General features: G+C 41.5%; 16 protein-coding genes and 1 other RNA gene. 8 read left to right on the top strand and 9 right to left on the bottom strand.

What is annotated here, in order from left to right:
- Nucleotides 1-71: 71 nt before the first annotated feature.
- The 3 genes from pheA to gyrA are packed head-to-tail and all read right to left on the bottom strand — an operon-like array spanning nucleotide 72 to nucleotide 5,061.
- Nucleotides 72-1,184, bottom strand: coding sequence for a prephenate dehydratase (pheA, locus tag B8983_RS02975; RefSeq protein WP_084282528.1), 1,113 nt, complete (start codon nucleotides 1,182-1,184; stop codon nucleotides 72-74).
- On the bottom strand, nucleotides 1,184-2,281 hold the full coding sequence (serC, locus tag B8983_RS02970) for a 3-phosphoserine/phosphohydroxythreonine transaminase (RefSeq protein ID WP_084282526.1): 1,098 nt from the start codon (nucleotides 2,279-2,281) through the stop codon (nucleotides 1,184-1,186). The genes pheA and serC overlap by 1 nt, the downstream gene beginning before the upstream one ends.
- Nucleotides 2,282-2,307: 26 nt before the next feature.
- Nucleotides 2,308-5,061: a DNA gyrase subunit A gene (gyrA, locus tag B8983_RS02965; RefSeq protein WP_084282524.1), complete on the bottom strand. Its 2,754-nt coding sequence runs from the start codon at nucleotides 5,059-5,061 to the stop codon at nucleotides 2,308-2,310.
- Nucleotides 5,062-5,232: 171 nt separating this feature from the next.
- On the opposite strand from gyrA, the gene ompA reads away from it, so the two are divergent.
- From ompA to ssrA, 4 genes are all read left to right on the top strand, one after another.
- Nucleotides 5,233-5,865: an outer membrane protein OmpA gene (gene ompA, locus B8983_RS02960; protein ID WP_084282522.1), complete on the top strand. Its 633-nt coding sequence runs from the start codon at nucleotides 5,233-5,235 to the stop codon at nucleotides 5,863-5,865.
- A 126-nt stretch (nucleotides 5,866-5,991) separates the two neighbouring features.
- Complete coding sequence (gene ubiG / locus B8983_RS02955; protein WP_084282520.1) at nucleotides 5,992-6,696, top strand: bifunctional 2-polyprenyl-6-hydroxyphenol methylase/3-demethylubiquinol 3-O-methyltransferase UbiG; 705 nt, start codon at nucleotides 5,992-5,994, stop codon at nucleotides 6,694-6,696.
- Between the two features lie 37 nt (nucleotides 6,697-6,733).
- Nucleotides 6,734-7,408 carry an HAD family hydrolase gene (locus B8983_RS02950; protein ID WP_084282518.1) on the top strand — a complete coding sequence of 225 codons (675 nt, stop codon included), beginning with the start codon at nucleotides 6,734-6,736 and terminating at the stop codon, nucleotides 7,406-7,408.
- Nucleotides 7,409-7,457: 49 nt separating this feature from the next.
- Nucleotides 7,458-7,817, top strand: a transfer-messenger RNA (tmRNA) gene (gene ssrA, locus B8983_RS02945).
- Nucleotides 7,818-8,666: 849 nt separating this feature from the next.
- Here ssrA and B8983_RS13985 read toward each other — a convergent pair.
- Both B8983_RS13985 and B8983_RS02940 read right to left on the bottom strand, forming a co-directional pair.
- Nucleotides 8,667-8,813, bottom strand: a complete 147-nt coding sequence (locus tag B8983_RS13985) for a hypothetical protein (protein WP_159460795.1) — start codon at nucleotides 8,811-8,813, stop codon at nucleotides 8,667-8,669.
- 505 nt (nucleotides 8,814-9,318) lie between these two features.
- Nucleotides 9,319-10,626: a M24 family metallopeptidase gene (locus B8983_RS02940; RefSeq protein ID WP_084282517.1), complete on the bottom strand. Its 1,308-nt coding sequence runs from the start codon at nucleotides 10,624-10,626 to the stop codon at nucleotides 9,319-9,321.
- Nucleotides 10,627-10,995: 369 nt separating this feature from the next.
- Between B8983_RS02940 and B8983_RS02935 the strand changes: the two genes are divergently transcribed.
- Nucleotides 10,996-11,379, top strand: a complete 384-nt coding sequence (locus tag B8983_RS02935) for a RidA family protein (RefSeq protein ID WP_084282515.1) — start codon at nucleotides 10,996-10,998, stop codon at nucleotides 11,377-11,379.
- A gap of 194 nt (nucleotides 11,380-11,573) precedes the next feature.
- Here B8983_RS02935 and B8983_RS02930 read toward each other — a convergent pair whose 3' ends face one another.
- Nucleotides 11,574-12,080 carry an SRPBCC family protein gene (locus B8983_RS02930; protein ID WP_084282513.1) on the bottom strand — a complete coding sequence of 169 codons (507 nt, stop codon included), beginning with the start codon at nucleotides 12,078-12,080 and terminating at the stop codon, nucleotides 11,574-11,576.
- A 317-nt stretch (nucleotides 12,081-12,397) separates the two neighbouring features.
- Here B8983_RS02930 and B8983_RS02925 point away from each other — a divergent pair, with 317 nt between their 5' ends.
- The 3 genes from B8983_RS02925 (at nucleotide 12,398) to B8983_RS02915 (ending at nucleotide 14,730) form a co-directional block, all read left to right on the top strand.
- On the top strand, nucleotides 12,398-12,739 hold the full coding sequence (locus tag B8983_RS02925) for a helix-turn-helix transcriptional regulator (protein ID WP_084282511.1): 342 nt from the start codon (nucleotides 12,398-12,400) through the stop codon (nucleotides 12,737-12,739).
- Nucleotides 12,726-14,072 (top strand): type II toxin-antitoxin system HipA family toxin, encoded by a 1,347-nt coding sequence (locus B8983_RS02920; RefSeq protein ID WP_084282509.1) that lies wholly within the window; start codon nucleotides 12,726-12,728, stop codon nucleotides 14,070-14,072. The genes B8983_RS02925 and B8983_RS02920 overlap by 14 nt, the downstream gene beginning before the upstream one ends.
- A gap of 103 nt (nucleotides 14,073-14,175) precedes the next feature.
- On the top strand, nucleotides 14,176-14,730 hold the full coding sequence (locus B8983_RS02915; RefSeq protein WP_143736076.1) for a COG3904 family protein: 555 nt from the start codon (nucleotides 14,176-14,178) through the stop codon (nucleotides 14,728-14,730).
- A gap of 38 nt (nucleotides 14,731-14,768) precedes the next feature.
- On the opposite strand, the gene B8983_RS14090 is transcribed toward B8983_RS02915, so the two are convergent.
- From B8983_RS14090 to B8983_RS02905, 3 genes are read right to left on the bottom strand one after another with little or no spacing between them, the layout of a single operon-like run.
- The gene (locus B8983_RS14090; protein WP_200806860.1) at nucleotides 14,769-14,924 is read right to left on the bottom strand and encodes a hypothetical protein; all 156 of its coding nucleotides are present in this window, start codon (nucleotides 14,922-14,924) and stop codon (nucleotides 14,769-14,771) included.
- Between the two features lie 37 nt (nucleotides 14,925-14,961).
- Nucleotides 14,962-16,032 (bottom strand): enoyl-CoA hydratase/isomerase family protein, encoded by a 1,071-nt coding sequence (locus B8983_RS02910; protein WP_084282506.1) that lies wholly within the window; start codon nucleotides 16,030-16,032, stop codon nucleotides 14,962-14,964.
- A gap of 44 nt (nucleotides 16,033-16,076) precedes the next feature.
- Nucleotides 16,077-16,856, bottom strand: coding sequence for an enoyl-CoA hydratase (locus B8983_RS02905; protein WP_084282504.1), 780 nt, complete (start codon nucleotides 16,854-16,856; stop codon nucleotides 16,077-16,079).
- Nucleotides 16,857-17,043: the final 187 nt, after the last annotated feature.

Genomic DNA, 17,043 nt, shown 5'->3' with positions numbered 1-17,043 from the left:
AGCTTGGGCTATAAATATTAGGTTAACGAGTGTTTTATCTTCAGTACTTAATCAGGAAATAAAGTACTTAATCAAACATTTTTATGGGTTGGGCTACTTTTCGGATATGAACCAAGGCATTTAAAAAATGCCGTAGTTTGTTGGAGCTCTTGCAGGGCATCAACCACTTTTTCATCTTTTTGATGACCATCGATATCGACATAAAAGTGATACTCCCAAGTCCCTTTTCTAGCAGGCCTAGACTCAAATCGCGTCATTGAAACACCATGCTTCGCAAGTGGCGCCAACATTTGATAGACCGCACCAGGTTGGTTTGCAACCGATAAAATTAATGAGGTTTGATCGTGACCACTGGGCAAACAGGCCTGTTTACCGACGACAATGAATCTTGTCCGATTATGCGCATCATCCTGAATTCCTTGCTGGACAATTTTTAAACCATATTGATTGGCAGCAGAGGCGCTCGCAATCGCCGCTTGATGTGGATGTAAAGCAGCCTGTTTGGCCGCTTCTGCATTACTACTGACTGCCTGCCGTTGCAATAGAGGTACATTTACTGTTAACCATTGTTGACATTGCGCGAGAGCCTGGGCATGGGCACTGACCTCAGTCACCCCCTCAAGAGTCCCTGACAGACTTAATAATGAATGCTTGATAGGAATAGCAATTTCACCGCTAATAATTACATTCGACTCTAACAGTAAGTCTAATGTTCTAGAAATAACACCCTCGGAAGAGTTTTCAATGGGTAAAACCCCGTATTGAACGGTTTCATTTTCAACTTGCTGAAATACTTCATCTAGTGAAGAACAAGGAACTAACTGAATCGATTTACCAAAAAATTGTAAGGTTGCCTCTTCAGAGAATGTACCAGCAGGTCCCAAATACGCCACAGAAATTGAGCCTTCTATATCTCTACAGGCAGACATGACCTCTTGCCAGATAGCTTGTAAGCCTTTTGTTTTTAAAGGTCCAGGATTACGCAGCGCTAATTTTTCTAAAACTTGCTTTTCTCTTTCAGGTCGAAAAACTGGAGAACCATACTCATGTTTGACTGCCCCAACAGCAAGGGCAATCTTTGCCCGTTCAGATAATAACCGAATAATTTCTTGATCAACAGCATCAATCTGATTACGCAATGGTAATAAACGCTGTTCTTCTTGATCTTTTAAATCATCATTCATTAGGCTTTTCTTTCGAACTCTAACAAGTAATTCGCTAATTTTTCGACGCCAGCTAGAGGCATTGCATTATAAATACTGGCTCTGATGCCACCCACACTTTTGTGCCCCTTGAGGCCAATCATCCCCTGATCTTCAGCTCCCTTGAGGAACTTATCCATTAAGGACTCGTCTTTTAAGTAAAAGGTTACATTCATTTTAGAACGATATGTGACATCAACTCTAGCATCATACAAAGAGCTTTGATCAAGAATGCTGTAGAGCAACTCTGCTTTTTTGCGATTAACCGCTTCGATTGCGGCAACACCACCCTGCTGTTTTAACCATTTAAACACTTGACCAGCAAGATAAATGGCAAAAGTTGGAGGAGTATTAATCATCGAATCATTTGCGGCTTGAATTTTCCAATCCCAAACAGTTGGTGTAATCGACATAGCGTGACCAATAAGATCTTTACGAACAATCACAATCGTCATCCCTGCAGGACCAATATTTTTCTGAATTCCACCAAAAAGTACGCCGTACTTGGAAACATCAATTACTTTAGAAAGAATATTGCTAGAAATATCTGCCACTAAAGGGATTCCATTAGTGTTTGGTACGTAACCATATTCAAGTCCACCCACTGTTTCGTTATCGCAAATATGCAAATAGGCAGAATCAGAGGAAATATCCCAGTTCGCATTCTCAGGGATCGTATTAAATTGCTGTTCTTTACTAGAGGCTGCAAGTCTAGCGTTACCATATTTAGCAGCTTCTGCAATTGATTTTTGTGACCACGTACCAGTCACCACGAAATCTGCTTGCGGTCCCTTCTTAGCAAGTCCCATCAAATTCATTGGAATCGCCGCATTTTCCCCAATGCCACCGCCTTGTAAGAAAAGAATTTCATAATTTTCTGGAATCTGCATCAACTCACGCAAATCAGTAATGGCCTCTTGATAGCAAGCCATAAAAGGCTTACCACGATGACTAACTTCCATCACGCCAGTGCCAAGTTCTTGCCAGTTGAGAATATCTTTTGAGGCACGTTGCAACACTTCCTCAGGAAGTGTTGCAGGACCAGGTGCAAAATTGTAAATACGATGGTCAAAAAGCATAAAGTTTAACTAGATTGGAAAACAGCTTATTCGGCAGGGGTCTCATCGGTTGTATCTGATGGAGGATTATTTTCATCACTGATTTCAGACTCTCCAACTATGGAAACATCATCAGCTATTGAATCGTCCTCATCCATACTCTCTGAAATTCTTTGTAATCCAGAAAGCACAGTACCTTCATCCACATTGATTAATTTCACACCCTGTGTTGATCTACCCATTTCACGTATTTCTGAGACACGGGTTCTCACTAAAATACCACCCGTAGTAATCAACATGATTTGGTCTTCAGTAGAAACCAAAGAGGCCGCAACCAGTTTTCCATTTCGATCAGAAGTCTGGATTGCAATCATTCCCTTCGTATTTCTACCGTGTCTTGTATATTCGGAAATTGGCGTTCTTTTACCAAAGCCATTTTCAGTTGCAGTGAGAACGCTCGATGGCAATTTCTTAACGACAACAGACGAATCAGTGTCCACAGAATCCACTTCCGTAGATTCAAGATTAGACTCAGCGTTAGATTCACTGGCAGCAACTAACATGGCAATGACAAGATGACCACCTTCTAAATTCATCCCCTTCACACCACGCGCCGTACGACCCATTGGACGAACGTCATTCTCATCGAAACGAACTGCTTTACCAGCATCTGAGAACAACATGACGTCATGATGACCATCGGTAATAGCCGCGCCAACTAAAACATCACCTTCATCTAAATCAACTGCAATAATTCCACCTTTTCTAGGGTTGGAAAAATCACTCAGGGCAGTTTTCTTCACAATCCCGTTTTTCGTTGCCATAAACACATACTGATTATCCACATAACCTTTGATTGGCAGAATGGTAGTAATCTTTTCGCCTTCAATTAAAGGGAACATGTTAACGATTGGTTTACCTCGAGAATTACTACTTCCCTGTGGCACTTCCCAAACTTTTAACCAATACAGTCTTCCTCTATCCGAGAAGCACAAAATCGTATCGTGGGTATTGGCGACAAAGAGGGTTTGAATCCAATCTTCATCTTTCGTCGTAGTCGCTTTCTTACCACGACCACCTCGTTTTTGAGCACGATACTCAGTGAGTGGCTGGCTCTTGAAATAACCAGTATAAGAAAGTGTCACCACCAAATCTTGCGGAGTAATTAAGTCTTCTGTAAACAATTCTGTCGCATTCATTTCAATGACAGAACGTCGGCCATTATCACTACCTTCTTGGCCAAATTCAGCTTTCGACTCCAACAATTCTTGGTGAATAACCGTTGTCACCCGATCCGGTCTAGCTAATAAATCTAACAAATCGGTAATTTGATCCATCACGCCTTTGTACTCTTGCACAATCTTGTCTTGTTCAAGACCGGTGAGTCGTTGCAAACGCATTTGTAAAATTTCTTGTGCTTGGTCTTCGGATAAGCGATAAAGTCCGTCTGCTTGTAAACCAAGGGTAGGCGGCAAACGATCAGGACGATATGCCCCAATACCACCTTGTACATTTTCACTAGCTCTTACCAACATTTCACGTACCACCTCAGAATCCCATACGCGAGCCAATAACTCACGTTTAGCATCTGGTGGAGAAGCAGCCGCTTTAATTAAGGCAATAAATTCATCAATATTAGCTAAGGCAACGGCAAGACCTTCCAGTACATGACCGCGGTCACGCGCTTTGCGTAATTCAAAAATTGTTCTACGTGTAACAACTTCACGACGATGACGGAGGAAGCACTCTAATAATTGCTTGAGATTCAACAGCCTCGGTTGGTTATCAACCAAAGCCACCATATTCATCCCGAAATTGTCTTGTAATTGGGTATTTTTATAAAGGTTATTGAGAACCACCTCTGGCACTTCACCTCGTTTTAACTCAATCACAACTCTCATGCCAGACTTATCAGACTCATCCCGAATATCGGAAATACCTTCAATCTTCTTTTCTGTCACCAGTTCAGCAATTCGCTCAAGCAAATTCTTTTTATTTACTTGGTAAGGCAGTTCATCAACAATAATTGATTGTCTTTGGCCTTTTTCCATATCCTCAAAATGCGTTTTTGCACGCATAATGACCCTACCTCGACCAGTACGGTAACCATCTCTTACGCCTTGGATACCGTAAATAATTCCAGCGGTTGGAAAGTCAGGCGCGGGGATAAACTCAATTAATTCATCAATGGTGCAATCTGGATTTGCTAATAAATGCAAAGCACCATTAATTACTTCATCAATATTGTGAGGCGGAATATTCGTTGCCATACCCACAGCGATACCGGAAGACCCGTTAATCAACAAATTAGGGATTTTAGCTGGCAGGATTAGAGGCTCATGTTCGCTACCGTCGTAGTTCGGACCATAATTAACCGTATCTTTATCAATATCGGCTAACAACTCATGCGCAATCTTGGATAAACGGATCTCTGTGTAACGCATCGCGGCAGCACTATCGCCATCGACGGAACCGAAGTTACCCTGACCATCCACCAACATGTAGCGCAAGGAAAAGTCCTGGGCCATACGAACAATCGTGTCATAAACGGCAGAATCACCGTGAGGGTGATATTTACCGATGACGTCACCCACAATACGGGCAGATTTTTTATAAGCACGATTCCAGTCGTTATTGAGTTCGTGCATAGCGAAAAGAACCCGACGATGAACTGGCTTTAAACCATCTCGTGCATCAGGTAACGCTCGACCAACAATAACGCTCATTGCGTAGTCCAAATAGGACCGCCGCATTTCATCTTCTAGTGATACGGGTAGTGTTTCTTTAGCAGCATATTCCATATAATTATTTTACCATGCGAAATAACAACACTTAATAAATTTTATTGTTATATATTTGATTTGTAATTAATCGACAATCTACAATAAGGTTGTTGTTATAATTTATGAGTAATATTAAAACAAGTTAATCACAAAAGATTGAATTCAATGAATTTAAGAGGAAGATAAAATATGAAACAAACGACTCGCTCTGTAAAAATAGCCGCAATCACTGCTTTATTATCAATCGCAGGAATTGCACAAGCTCAAAACGTTGATAACTGGGCAGCAGGCTCAGGTACAACATATGTTCGCTCAGGTGCAGATGCTTCACTCTGCTGGAGAGACAACACATGGACACCTGCAACTGCAGCTCAAGTATGTGATGGCGCAATCAAGCCAGCACCAAAAGCAGTTGCACCAGCTCCTGCACCAGCACCAGCTCCTGCACCAGCTCCAGTCGTTTCAAGCACTAAAGTAACTTTATTGGCTGATGCATTGTTTGACTTTGACAAGTCTGTCATCAAGCCTGAAGGCGCTGCTAAGTTAAATGATTTAACTGCTAAGTTAAAAGCTGTTACTGTTGAAGTAATTATTGTTATCGGTCACACTGACTCAGTTGGTAGCTTGGCATACAACAAAAAATTATCACTCAAGCGTGCTGAAGCTGTTAAAGCATATTTAGTGAAAAATGGCGTTGAAGCTAGCCGTGTTTACACTGAAGGTAAAGCATTCTCTGAGCCTGTTGCTGACAACAAAACTGCTGCTGGCCGTGCATTAAACCGCCGTGCTATCGTTGAAGTTGTAGGTACAAAAAAGAACTAATTCTTTAGTTCTTATAGAAAAGCCCGGTTACCGGGCTTTTTTTACGCCTATGCAATGTGAATTCCAATAAATCACATAATTCTTTTTGTTGGATAATCATAGATACTGAATCTACCCCCTTTAAATATGAATACTGAAAACAAAGATCAAGCTGAAATAGACAAATTTAGTGAACTTGCAAGTCGCTGGTGGGATGAAACAAGCGAGTTTAAGCCTCTACATGCAATTAATCCCCTTCGTCTAGGTTGGATTCTGAGTAAAACATCCCTTCCCAACATGAAAACCATTGATATTGGCTGTGGTGGTGGAATTCTCTCTGAGTCACTAGCAAAGTGTGGTGCAGACACCACGGGAATTGATTTATCTAGCAAAGCTTTAAAAGTGGCAAAGCTTCATGCTTTAGAAACGCAAACATCGATTCAATATGAATTGATAAGTGCGGAAGAAATGGCTGAAAAAAATCCCGCGACTTTTGACCTAGTTACTTGTATGGAAATGCTAGAGCATGTTCCAGACCCACGCTCCGTCGTTAAAGCCGCAGCAAAAATGGCCAAACCTGGTGGAATATTATTTTTTAGCACTTTAAACCGTAACCTCAAATCTTATTTAATGGCGATTATTGGCGCTGAGTATGTACTAAACATATTGCCAAAGGGTACCCACGATTATGCAAAATTTATCAAACCTTCGGAATTATCAACCTATATTCGTGATGCTGGCTTAGAGCCTTTTGATATGACGGGCCTTCACTTTAACCCCATCACTGACCATTATTACCTTGGCTCCAATGTGGATGTCAACTATATGATTGCCGCCAGAAAACCACTCTAACACTTTACACATATTTAGGTCCCCATTGACGAGCAAGATGAAAAGAAACCGAACCCCCTTGTACGAAAGTGTTTTATTTGATCTTGATGGCACATTAGCCGATACAGCACCCGATCTAGCAGCTGCCGCCAATCAACTATTACTCAGTAGAGGGTTAGAGCCAAAACCATTGGAACTGCTCCGTCCCATGGCATCCATGGGTGCTCGAGGCCTGATCAAGGTGACTTTAGGCTTAGAGGTAGATGATCCTTCGTTCTTGACGATTCGAGATGAGTTCTTGAATAACTATGAAAATGCCATCCACGTGCATACGAAACTGTTTGAAGGAATTGAATCTTTACTCAGTCAACTTGACGAACATCAGATTCCTTGGGGTATTGTCACGAATAAACATGAACGCTTTACCCATCCCTTGGTAAAAAGTATGGGGTTAGACAGAAGAACCCCTGCGATTGTGAGTGGTGATACGACCGCTTACCCAAAACCCCACCCTGCTCCCATCCTCCTGTGTTCTCAAATCCTAAAAATTGATCCAAGTAAAGCTATTTATGTTGGTGATGATTTAAGGGATATTCAAGCAGGTCATGCTGCTGGTATGCACACCGTTGCAGCAGCCTATGGCTATTGCGGTGACGACTCTCCTGCCCACTCCTGGGGAGCTACCTATTTGGTACAAAACCCTCATGAAATTGAGGATATCCTTTTTAAGTAAAAAGGAATAGAATACAAGTCTATCTGTGAAAGCATCAATGAGCATCATAGGGACCGACTTGGTTTCGACGTGGATTGCGAAGCACGGAGGGCATACCGAGGACCCGTTATCTCGTAAATCAATGGGAATTGTAATAACTGCTAACGACGAACGTTACGCACTAGCAGCCTAAGGGCTGTGGCCCTCGTACCAATTTGCCGATAGGTTGGGGTAGAAATACCATTCGAGGTCATTTATATCGGATCGTGCCATTAAAGGTCACTGTTAATGGAGCTAGAACTAAAGGGAATCGTTCCTGTAAAGCGTGTTAATCCGCGTTGCATGAATTAAATCAAATGATATAACTAAGTATGTAGAACTCTTTGTAGAGGATTTGCGGACGCGGGTTCGATTCCCGCCGGTTCCACCAAAACCTTAAAAAGGCCAACCCTAACCCGGTTGGCTTTTTTTTGCCTACTACCGCGAATTTGCGCGGGTTCCTGCGGACTATGGAGAGAGGCATTTCTGCCAGCAACCGGCAGGCTTTCTCTCCGTTTGCACATTTTCTCTCCGACCCTCCCTACCCAGCGCAGACCGAAGTCCGGAAGGCACGCCCGTCACCCCTATATAAATCAACGGGGTACGTCCGGGCGATCAAAGAAGTGAATATTGGGAAAATAGAGTTGAACCATATTTTCGTTCTATTTGGCCAAAACTAAGACAGTTCACTCATCAAGAAAAAGGTCAGCTGTCAGATGTCAGATATTTTGAGTCGTTTGTGCATTGATGCACGCCTTCAAAACAGTTCGACTTTCCAGATTTTGAGCTGGAGGCAGTGGAGGAAGACTGTTGTGTGGTTTTTCGGCGATCCAGGACATCTCAGCATTCCTCATGGTTTAAAAAATCATTTTTATCGGCATGTTTCGATGATATAGAGATACGAGCGACACGCCCAGATAATGTGTCGACATTTTTGAAATCTAACGACACGTCTTGGGTTCGTGTCGTCAAAATTGAAATTCATCGACATGATGGTTGCCGAGGCTGGTTTCTGAAATAGGATGAACTCAAGCAAGCTCCAGCTTACTCAGCAACGATTTGATTGAAATAATCTCTAAAAATCACATTTAAGGCGAACTATCGCAAATATTTCAAACATCCAGCCTGGGTTTTCTCATTTACTATGCGCAACCCACGCGCTAATCATTGACTTACTCTCCTGCCTTGTCATGACCGGTTTTACACAATGCAGGTGCTTTTCAAGGAGATTGTGCATTAGTTAGTGTTTTTGCGCGGGGATCACGGTTTTGTCTGAAAAATGTATACCAATATCGGATAAGACGGAATCCAACAGAAGCTCAAAAGTGGCCTCGGCCACTTGCCACCGGACAGCAAGTTGTTTTTGATTGAAGTGAATGAAGTCCATCGGAGCTTCCTTTTGGGTTGGTTAAAAACCAATGAACGCTTCTTTAAAAAGTGAAGTCAAGTCGATTTGGACTAAGGTTCAATTGTGATTTACGGAATCGAACCCGCGTCCGCAATTTCGAGCTCGACCTTTAAGTGCGTCACCTGCGCGCCAGGCCATATGGGGATTGAATTGGAGATCTTCCGGGGCAACCGGGAAGTCTCATTAATGATCTTTCTTGAGTCGTTTGCCGTTGGCAGCACCACACCACCAAAACAACTATTGACAGGCGGTAAAGTCAATAAACATATACCTCGGAGGTTAGCGTAAAAAACTTCCTTCGAGGTATATGACCCCAAATTATTACCTACGTTTAATTACTTACATTTATCCACCTATTTCTAACCATCGGCCATATCTGGCAAACTAGATATTAAGGCTCTGGTTCTTCACAAAGCAGTCCAAAAGTGGAAGCCACGATGCATTTTGCTTGCCTTCTTCTAACTGCCATATCTGATGTGAAGTGTTAGGTATTTAAAACTTTTACGTCTTGCCCCGCTTTAAATAAGCCGTGAGGCATGCGATGAAGTGATTCGAAACCATTTTTCGTAACTCTTACCAGTTCACCAAACTGCACACCAGCTTTTTGATCAGGAGTAATGACATTCGGTTGAACAACCATACACATATTTTCTTTTAATTCCATATCTGCAGAATGTCCAGAGGGACGACTTTTGGAACCTAAAATTGGTGCAAAATACCCACCACCATAGCCATGAACCAAATCGTCATTCGTTGTAAAGCCATTACGCTCTATTATTCCGGAGGCTTCTATTAATTCTTTAGCATTCACCCCTGGGCGAATGACTTTCGTAATACTGTTAAAGGCACTGTATGCAGTTTGATGCAAATCCTTGTAAAGAGAAGTTGGCTCTGCATCCACTGAAAATCCTCTTAAAACTTGACCAGAATAATCCCAGAATGAAGCGGAAAGTTCACAAAAGACAAAATCTCCTTTTTGGATTTTTCTTCTGGATGTAAATTGTCTTGGCACACATACATCTGGGGATTTCATTGATGTTGAACCAATATAATGAATCCAGTTATTGCCGCCAAGACCAATATAAGTTCTTTCAATAAGATCAGCAAGTTCGTGTTCGGTCATGCCAGGACGAGTTCCTTTAATAAGTGCCGCCATTCCTAAATCACTCATTGCCGCACCAACTCTTAGCCAAGAAATTTCTTCTTCTGACTTAATCATTCTTAACTTGATATATTCGTTATCTAAACTTACGACTTGATATTTAGATTCTAGAATTTTCCAACGTGGGCCAACTAAAGGGCCAATGACACCAATTTTTTTAGTGTTTTGTTTTGCCAAAAACTCCATCAAAGGAGCCATTCCTTTGTCTCCACCCCAAATGACTTCAGTATCTCTGGCAAGCATCTTTGCTAGAGCTACGTGATTATGGTATTCCACGAACATCGTGGAGTTTTGATTGGGCTTAAATACCGTAAGAGCTTGTTGAGTTCCGGGCCAATTGGTAATCCATCGTGTGGCATTACCGAGTCCTCCAGTTGTTACTATAAGGAGCGTATCGATTTCTTGTGCATTCATTACATCTACAAGCGCCTGTTTTCTTCTCGAGTATTCTTGTTCTGTAAATTGGGGATAAGGTTGGTCGAAGATAGATCGGAAATTAGATGGCAGTTGTAAATAATCTGCAGGATTCATTCCCTCAAATGATTTAGCATGAAGGGAATTGTTATTGAGTAATAAGCCAGCACCAACGCCGCCTCCCACAAGAAGTTTTTCAAATGATCTTCTATCCATGATGTCTCCCTATATAGATTTTTATTATTTATATTCTATCTCTAAAGGTTTAAAATAACAAAGCTCATTCAATGATTGCGCTGACAGCACGGCCAGAACTTTCGTACTATTGCCAATCCACCGATCCAAAAATTCTAGCTCCACAATATTATGAGAGTACAAAACTTTCAAAACTTAAAGGTCAACCCTGACTCGGTTAACTTTTGTTCAGACTAACCCGTGTTTGCACAGGTTCTTACTGACTTCGCAGAGAATCATTTAACGTATAGGTATATCACCTACTTTTATTGATCACTTACAAGGTTTAAAGTTTGAAGAAAAGTAAGGTGATTTCATGCAGAACATCATCAAATTAACATCTCGAAAAATATGATTCAACTATTAAATCCTAAAACAATTTCGGCACCGAATGGTACCTATTCTCATGGTGTTCTAGTTACTGAAGGATCTAAATTTTTAGCGATCTCTGGTCAGGTTGCAATCAAATCTGATGGTACTGTCCCAAACTCGTTGATTGAGCAATGTGAGGTTGTATGGAAAAATATCATCGCCATCCTTGAAGAGTCTGACATGTCAATTAAGAACTTAATTAAAATTAATTCTTATTTAACAAGTCCAGAACAAATCAAAAATTTTGTAGAAATTAGAGCAAAATATCTTCAAGGTCATTGTCCAGCTTCAACGCTTGTAGTGGTTTCAGCTCTAGCCGATCCAAGATTTTTGATTGAAATCGAGGGTTATGCCTCTATTTAACTCCGATCAGATCTAAAACAGTTCATCTATCCGTTGGCTAGCCTTAGGAATTCATTCCGAAGAATCTATTCACTGGGTTTTGACTTTTCTAAGCATTTGGAGTTTTATGTAGATGATTTGCCATCGTGGGTTTAATTCCCGCGGGTTTCACCAATGCGTAAGTCAATTAGGGGCCTCAGGCCCTTCTCTTTGGCCTATCGTCTCTGCAATTCAATTAGGTATTGATCAAGCTTAGCAAAAGTGCCGTCAAAACCCATTTGCATACCTGCACGAGCAGCGTTAAAAGTTGCAACCCCCACTTCATCACTTTCATGTGGCTCCCACGAAATCGTGTAAATCGTACCGCCACTTGAACTATCTTGAAAAGTAGAAGTTACATACATATATGCTGGCCAGGTAGGCGCCATCGGATGACGACTTAATCCTCCATCTTTATTGGAAAAACTTTGTAAGTGTACTAATTTGAGCTCGGGTTCGATTTCCTTATATTCCTGCAACCCCCACATTTGCATTCCATTTGGCCCTTCAATACCGTAAAAATAACGACCGCCCACCCTAAAGTCAATCTCCACATGAATCGTATGAAAGCCCTGTGGACTAAGCCAATTTTTAAGGTGCTCAGCTTGCGTTTGAACAGCCCAAAGTAAAGTTCTTGGCGCCTGAAATTCTCGGGTAATCTGAAATGGTGTGATGGTGTTCATAATATTTTCCAATAGTAGTTGAATTTTATGTCTTGATACCCAACTAGGGAAGGCTCATATTAAATATCCCTTGCTTCCAATAGAGCCTCAAAAACCAACCCTAAGTCGCTTGTTTTGCTCAACTATAAACTGTGAAAATATTTAGGGCTTATTACTGGTTAAGAAAAAATAAATTTTAATAATTCATAAAATCCATTAAAAAGGATATTATTAACATCATTTACTATATATGCGTATATTAAAGGACATTATGAAAAATTATTTAAAGTTTTCTTTTTGTATGCTATATTGGACATTATGAATTTAAAGGATCTAATATGCCCTCTATAGGTGACTTTTTAACAGATTTTGAAAACATGAGTGAATTCGGCACAAGATTGCGCTCCAGAAGACTTGAACGCAATCTAACAACCGAAGGTCTCGCCGAAAAAACTGGATTGAACCGTAAAACGATTATGGAACTGGAAGCCGGTCGGGATGTACGGTTTAGTTCCGTTATCAAAGTATTACGGGCATTACATTTATTAGGTATTTTAAATACAGCACTGCCTGATACTCTCCCGGGGGGCGCGGCACTTTCAAAGCGTGGACAACCTCGCGTTCGTGCCTACCGATCCAGTTCTCCCCAAAAAGATTCCCAAATCAATGTCGGACAATAAAGCATCTTCTTCTTCGCCAACCCCAAGGCCTCGGTCCCGTAAAACAGGCCCCAGGGTTCTAGCCAAAGCCAATATTCGTCTATGGGACGAGATGGTTGGAGTAGTAATGGAGTTTGAGAACGGTCGTATTGGCTTTTCCTACGACAGTGAATATATTCGAAATGGGGGCTTAGCCATTTCCCCCAAATTTTTACCAATTGAGTCTCGTACCTTCGAGTTCCCTGACTTGCAACGTCAAGAAGCGTTCATGGGTCTACCTGGAGTTCTAGCGGACTCATTACCAGATACTTTCGGTAACTTGATTATTAAAAAATATTTCGAAGAGCGTGGAGAACTTGAAAAGTCGATGAGTCCAGTGCAGCGTTTACTGTATGTTGGAAATCGAGCAATGGGAGCACTTGAATATGCACCACACCTTCAGCGCAAGAGCCAAGAAGAAGAACAAGCTCTAGAAATTAAGAGCTTAGTCGAATCCGCTAGGCGCTTAATCGAGGGAGAAGCCGGGGAAGCAATTCACGAAATTATGCGAGTTGGTGGTTCTGCCGGTGGGGCAAGACCCAAAGCGTTGATCTTATGGGATCGTGAAAAAAACAAGGTGCGATCTGGCTTTGCAAAACACCGAGTTGGCGAAGAGCATTGGCTGATCAAATTTGATGGCGTTAATTCTGCGAGTGAGCGTGATAACAAAGCAAAACCTTTCAACCGCATTGAATATACCTACGCATTATTAGCCAAGCAACTGGAACTCGACATGGAGGAAGTGAGCTATTTGGAAGATGGTGATTTATTTCACTTTATGACCAAACGATTTGACCGTACAGAAGTAGCGAAGCACCATATGCATAGCCTAGCGGGCATGACCCATGTGGATTACAACTTACCTGGCGCCTATAGTTATGAGGCATGGTTCAGGCTCATTCAAGAATTACATCTTGGTTACCCGTCTATGGAACAAGCCTATCGACGCATGATCTTCAATGTGGTTGGCCGTAACCAAGATGACCATGTCAAAAATATTTCTTTTTTAATGAAGGATAAATCCTCTGGATGGGAGTTGTCCCCAGCCTACGACTTAACCTATTCATATGGGGTCGGTTATACTCGTCAACACCAAATGACGATAGCAGGACGGGGAGATAATTTCACAAGAGATGAACTCATTTCAATTGGGAAAAAGTTTGATATTCACCATCCAGGAACAATCATTGATGCGACTGTTGATGCCTTCTGCAATTGGTCTAAGCTTGGCAAACAATGGGGAGTGGCAGCAGAAGATCGAAACCGAGTGGTATCAGGGCATAGACTTTATTTAGCCAATTGCTCTACACTTTAAGGAACTTAGTAAGCCTCTCTTTCAACGATTGGTAATTCATCCTATTCAACCAATGCTTACTCCTAAAACCATTCTAATTTCTATTTTCCAATTGGCCATCACAGTGGCATATTGGCCTTGTTTTGCCATGGATCTCTCCACTGAATCTAGGTGTTTTCAAGATTTAGAACCAAAATGTCAACAGATGATTATTGCTGTGGGCATCATCACGAAAGATACACCAAAGCAATTCACCGATTTTTCGCGCCAATTTCCCGCTGGAACCTATGTTTTATTTTCTAGCAAAGGTGGGATGCTCGATAGTGGCCTCATGATTGGCAAACGCATTCGAGAAGCAAAATTTAATACGATTATTGGCAATACTGAATACAGCTCTGCAGATTGTTTATCAGCATGTGCATATGCTTTTTTTGGGGGAGTCATCAGAAAGTTGCCCCCTACTGCGCATCTAGGACTTCATCATTACTACAGTAAAACGCAGGTACTTGATTTGGAGCAACAACAAAGAATCAATCAAAGTTTAATTCGATATTTAGAAATGATGGGAATCGATCCACGACTCCTCGAATACGCCAACAGCGCAAAATCAACGAATATGACATATGTTACGGAGCGTCAAGCAAAGGAATATAAAATCTCAGAGCGAAAGGAAGACTAAGCTCAACAAGTCGAAACGCATCCGTTCTTTAGCAAACTTTAATTTTCTTTTTTACGAGATGGAGTGACAACATCCACCGCAGTTTCTACGGTCTTTGCCACCACTTTTACACTTGTAGTAACTACCGTTACTGCGGCGTCTGCCAAAATAACGACAGCACACCCAGAAAAATTAAAAAGAACAACAAAAGACATGAATACTTTAGTGATAGTTAAGAACCTCATGCATTACTTAAGATTGCTTAACTTTTACAAATAAGTTGTTCACTCTTTCAGTTGATACTTGATCGAGAGTGTAACGCCACTTTGGTTGATTATCCTTGTCAATAATGAGTGCCCGAACACCCTCAATGAAATCACCATGTACCATCCACTCACCTAGCAAGGCATATTCCATTTCGAAGCACTCCTCCATAGATTTTGTCCGCCCTAGTTGCACAAGACGTTGGGTCGTCACCATCGAAAGTGGTGACTGCTTGCGCATTTTTCCAAGTGTCTTTTCTACCCACTCCAAAAAGGCTGGATCACCCTCCGACTCTAAAGAACTAATAATTTCTTGAATCGTTAAGTGACTAAAGTGCTTTGCAATCATGCCCTCGGTTTTTTCTAAGTGCGAATTACTACTCTTTTCGCGGGCATTACATTGTTTTAAATATTGATTCAGTATTTCGTAACTACTAACTGATGAAGGCGAGACTAAATTTCCAAACAATGTTTCCAGTCCCAACACAAAATCATCAACTTGCTCATCGGCTAAAACCCAGTCCGCTAAATTTGCATATACCGCATCTTCTCCTGAAGCAATCACGCCCGTAATCCCCAAGTAAAGACCCAGAGTATTTGGACAACGGGATAGAAAATAACTACCACCTACATCAGGGAAATAGCCAATACCTACTTCTGGCATTGAAATTTTAGACCTTGGAGTCACTACTCGAAAGGATGCTCCTTGAGAGATCCCCATACCTCCACCCATCACATAACCGGTCATGAGGGCAATGTAAGGTTTAGGGTACTGATAAATATATTGATTGAGTTCAAACTCCTCTGCAAAAAAAGTCATGTGATCACTGCGACCGTCGACCAAACTTTCATAGACAGTACGAATATCGCCACCGGCACAAAAGGCCCTCTCACCGGCTCCTCTAACTAAAACCGCCTTGACATCCTCATCCTGTTCCCAGAGTTTTAAGGTTGTAAACATCGTTCGTACCATCTCTAAGTTAATGGCATTCAATGCTTGGGGTCGGTTTAGAGTAATCACTCCAACCCCATGGCGTTTTTCAATCAATACATCTGACATCAGTTCAATCCTCTTTTACTTTTTATTGATTTCTACTTCAGTAATTATTTATTTTTAAATACAGGTTTGCGTTTTTCAGCGAAAGCATTCATTCCCTCTATTTGATCCAACGTACCAAAAGTTGAGTGGAACATTCTTCTCTCATAATGAATACCCTCGGCCAATGGCACTTCATAAGCATAGTTCACTGCTTCCTTCGCCATCATGATCATTGGTAATGAAAAAGAAGCAATTTTCTCTGCTGTTTTGATAGCCTCAGCTAATAAGTCTGCAACAGGTATCACTCGGCTTACTAAACCGGAGCGCTCTGCCTCAACTGCATCCATCATACGACCTGTTAACACCATTTCCATGGCCTTTGACTTCCCAATAAAACGCGTCAATCGTTGCGTTCCACCGGCACCAGGAATGGTACCAATGGTAATTTCTGGTTGACCGAATTTGGCGTTATCTGCCGCCAAAATCATGTCGCACATCATGGCAAGTTCACACCCCCCACCCAGCGCATAACCGGCAACCGCAGCAATAGTAGGTTTTCTAAAATGCGCAATACTCTCCCAAGTTTTGGTAATAAAGTCGGCTTTAAACATATCCATGTAGGTCATATCTTTCATCGCCTTGATATCAGCCCCAGCCGCAAAAGCTTTTTCGCTTCCGGTCAAAACCACTACGGCAACTTCATCATCCTCTTCTAGTTGCCCTAAAGCCGTAGCTAATTCTAGAGTTAATTCTGGGGATAGTGCATTAAGTGCTTGCGGACGGTTTAACGTTATCAAAGCAACTTTATTGATCTTTTTTTCAACAATAATATTTTGATATTCCATGTTTTTCTCCAAGTGAATTTATTTATTGTAGTGTCTAGTTAAAGAAGACCCACCAAATTATGACCATTTTCTGAGCTTACTTTTGTGAATTATTAGTCTATTAACATTTGTTACAAAAAATATTGTTAACTAATCGAGAAAATCAAGGCCCGCTTTTCAGTTTTGTTCATCAGTTTAACTGCTACCG

The sequence above is a fragment of the Polynucleobacter kasalickyi genome (assembly GCF_900176405.1).
GTDB lineage: Bacteria > Pseudomonadota > Gammaproteobacteria > Burkholderiales > Burkholderiaceae > Polynucleobacter > Polynucleobacter kasalickyi.
The sequence above is the reverse complement of the archived record's forward strand: the minus strand, read 5'-3'. Positions and strand labels throughout refer to the sequence as shown.